Annotated in this window: 3 protein-coding genes; 2 read left to right on the forward strand and 1 reads right to left on the reverse strand. The window is 62.6% G+C overall.

The annotated features are described in order from the left end of the window. Nucleotides 1-179: 179 nt before the first annotated feature. Both KXR83_RS26690 and KXR83_RS26695 read left to right on the forward strand, forming a co-directional pair. Nucleotides 180-1,334, forward strand: coding sequence for an alkane 1-monooxygenase (locus KXR83_RS26690; protein ID WP_038253457.1), 1,155 nt, complete (start codon nucleotides 180-182; stop codon nucleotides 1,332-1,334). A gap of 187 nt (nucleotides 1,335-1,521) precedes the next feature. Further along, nucleotides 1,522-1,995: a hypothetical protein gene (locus tag KXR83_RS26695; protein WP_133248737.1), complete on the forward strand. Its 474-nt coding sequence runs from the start codon at nucleotides 1,522-1,524 to the stop codon at nucleotides 1,993-1,995. An 820-nt stretch (nucleotides 1,996-2,815) separates the two neighbouring features. Here the strand turns inward: KXR83_RS26695 and KXR83_RS26700 are convergent. Next, entirely contained in the window at nucleotides 2,816-3,046 is a 231-nt protein-coding gene (locus KXR83_RS26700) for a hypothetical protein (RefSeq protein WP_023959020.1), read from the reverse strand. Nucleotides 3,047-3,322 lie beyond the last annotated feature (276 nt).

The raw sequence follows: 3,322 nt of genomic DNA on the forward strand, positions 1-3,322 counted from the left end.
GCGAGACGGACTGAAAGCGGCCATTGCGGGCGAACCAGTCCTGACGTCGAACAACCGGGTTTTGGGGTATGCAGTGCCACGGAAGGGATCCGTGAGTGTGAAGACGCGTGAAGATTGCGGGCGAGGTGGCTGTGCTGATGCACCACACCAAGCTCAGGGCTGAATTCGAGGACCGGGGTATGTCGGATACTCGCACTTGGAAGGACCCCAAACGTCACCTGTGGCCGCTGTGTCTACTCGTGCCTGCCGGGCCGTTCATCGCGTGCCTGCTGGCCAACAGTGTGTCGGGGTTGCTCTGGGGTTTCGGTGGTTACCTGCTCCTCGTGGTCGTCCCTCTCCTCGACCTGATCCGGGGGCCCGACCGTGCCGGACCGCCGGAGGATGCGGTGCGGACGCTGTCGGCGGACCGGTACTACCGGTGGTGCACCTACATTTTCGTCCCGCTCCAGTACGCGGGCCTGTTCTTCGGCTTCTGGTGCCTTGCCTTCGCGGACATGACCAGGGGTGAGCGGGTAGGTCTTTCGATCACTCTGGGCATGAGTGCCGCGATCGGTATCAACGCCGCTCACGAGTTGGGCCACAAGCGCGAGAAATTGGAACAGGGCCTGGCCAAGATCGCGTTGGCGCCGTCGGTGTACGGGCATTTCTACGTCGAACACAACGTCGGCCATCACGTGAAGGTGGCAACCCCTGCAGATCCGGCGAGCGCGCGTTTCGGCGAGTCATTGTTCGCGTTCTATCCCCGCGCGCTCTATGGAGGACTTGTCTCGGGTATCGAGCTCGAAACCGCTCGGCTACATCGTCAGGGCCACCGATTCTGGAACTGGCGCAACACAATTCTGCAGTCCTGGTCGGTGAGTGTCGCGATCGTTGTCGTCATCGTGGCAGCCTTCGGGTGGGCGATGCTGCCCTACTTCGCGCTGCAGGCGGTCATCGGCATGCTTGTACTCGAAGCGGTGAACTACATCGAGCACTACGGATTGCTGCGAATGCCCACTCCGGACGGCAGATTGGGAAAGGTGCGTCCTGAGCACAGTTGGAATGGTGACCACCTCGTCAGCAACGTCGTCTTGCTCAACTTGCAACGGCACTCCGATCACCACGCGCGCGCCGGACGGCGGTACCAGGCCCTTCGTAGTTGCAGCGAGGCCCCACAATTCCCTGCGGGCTACGCCATGATGGTGGTCCTGGCGTTCTTCCCGCCGCTGTGGCGCAAGGTGATGGATCCCCGCGTGCTCGGCCACTACAACGGCGACCTCTCCAGGGTGAACGTTCACCCGCCCAAGGCCGACAAAATCGAGCAGCGCTACGGCGCCGCGTTAGCCCAGGACTAGTGTGGTTCAAGGGAGGGGTGGCGACGCAATGTTGGCAGCGGGGGACGAAGTTCCTGGACGAAAACGCGGCCGCCCGCCTGGGCCCAGGGTCGACCGGGCGGCTCGGCGGGAAGCTGTCATTGATGCCGCTGAGCTTGAAATCGGCGAACATGGGTCCGAGTTCGGGTTGAGCGGAGTGGGTGAGCGAATGGGGTATGCCCGTTCGGCGTTGTATGCGGTGTTTGATAGACGCGACGATCTGCTCGACGCCGTGGCAGCGCGGCACGCTGGTCGACTGACCATAGAAATGGCCGCGGTGTTGGCTGGCGTCGATGGTGGACGTGAGCGAACCCAGTTGGTGGTTGAGGTTGTTATTGGCTGGGTCGAGCGCCATCGGCTTCTCGCGACCGTGTTGGCGCCGCGTCTATTCAACGAATCAGGCCCCGCCTCGATCACCGCGCCGATACAGGACGCACTGCAGCAGGCGCTGAGCGAGGCCGGTTGTGACGATCGGGCCGCAGCGCCTTGGGCGCATGCGCTGATTGGCGCTGTCTGGGCAGCGGCTCATTGGTGTGAGGCAATGGCCGGTGCTATGGATCGAGACGAACTGGTCGAGCAGCTCACCGAACTAATCTGGGATGGCCTAGCCGCCTCTGTAAAGGCGAACTCGTCAGCCGAATAGGCAAGAAACGCTGCGAGGCCCCGCAACAGATGCTTGCCAGCAAGCACTCACTCGGGGTCGGCAAGCGCAGCACGATTGGCGCGCCCCCAGTCGTTGACGCTCGTAAGTAGGCGTTGCCCAAAAGCGTCCGATGAACCGATGAACCGATGGTCCGATCGCTCGATTTGGAAGCGTACTGACGTAAATGAAGTCGCTTGCGACCACGTACGACAGCCGCGCGGGTTTATCAAGCTGGACACCGTCGAGGTTGTATTTCCCACTGGTGACCAAAGATTGCATTACAACTGATTATGCCGACACAGATTACGTCAGGCGGTCCACTGTCAACCCACTCCGGCATGCTGGCCGAGCTTCTACCAGTTGGCCGTCGCGTCAGGTGAGCGAGGAAAACATCTACCCGGCTCGAGCACCGTCCCGGTGGCTACATCGACGACTAACTGGATCGGCGCTGGCTTGTAGGACGGCGGAGCGAGTTCAACTTCCCAGCAGTGCCGTCCTAGAAAGTCGATCTCCCTGACTGGTCGGTCTGTGGGGCGCGTGAAGTCAGAGCCAGTCCATTCGTTGGCCGACCGCGTTCGAATCAACACGTCCCCGGGGCCGAAGTACAGGACACCGCTCTCTGCGACAGCCTGACCGGTCTGCGCCTGACCCCACAGCTTTTGCGCGCTGCCACCTTTACGGTCGTCGAGGTCGTCAACAGGCCAGGAACGCCCGGGGCCGCCGACCGCCAACGCCAACGGCCTGCAGCGGACGAGCAGACGCAGGGGATCCGGGATTGGGCCCGCAGGCAGGGCCAGAACCTTCCTTAGTGGTCGCCGGGCTACCCGACTGTGGATGCGGGTATGTCGCGCAGTCCTTTCCAGCTGGGATGGCGCAGGTGGCCGGTGAACTCGCGGTACTCGATGTCCCCGACGTAGACGGCGCTGACCCACCGCATCGACGAGCCGGCATCGCCCGCCAGCGGTTGGGTGAATGGTGGGGTCGGTTGCTCGATCGCCTCGAGCTGCACACGCAGAATGCGCCGGTCTTTGGCGCTGAACCCGGTACCCACATCCCGACGTAATAGAGGTCGCCGGCAGGGTTGTGGGAGCCGAGAATTAGCGCCCGGAGCCCACCACGCGGGCCTGGATCCCAGCCGCACACCACCACCGACGTTGCTTTCCGCAACGGTGTTTTCGACCTTGACTGCACTAGTCAAGAGCTGCTGCTCCAACCTCCGATTATGGTTAGGCGAGCGATACGCCCAGGAGTTCTCGGTTCTGTCGCAACATTATTGGTGGCGGGCCGATGAAGGCTACACCGAGTCCGTGAAGCCATTGCTGGGCGG

The organism is Williamsia muralis (assembly GCF_051487485.1).
GTDB lineage: Bacteria > Actinomycetota > Actinomycetes > Mycobacteriales > Mycobacteriaceae > Williamsia > Williamsia muralis_B.

Bases quoted from the DNA above. Each gene is read 5' to 3' on its own strand.
- KXR83_RS26690 (WP_038253457.1), top strand. From the start codon at position 180: ATGTCGGATACTCGCACTTGGAAGGACCCCAAACGTCACCTGTGGCCG.
- KXR83_RS26695 (WP_133248737.1), top strand. From the start codon at position 1,522: ATGGGGTATGCCCGTTCGGCGTTGTATGCGGTGTTTGATAGACGCGAC.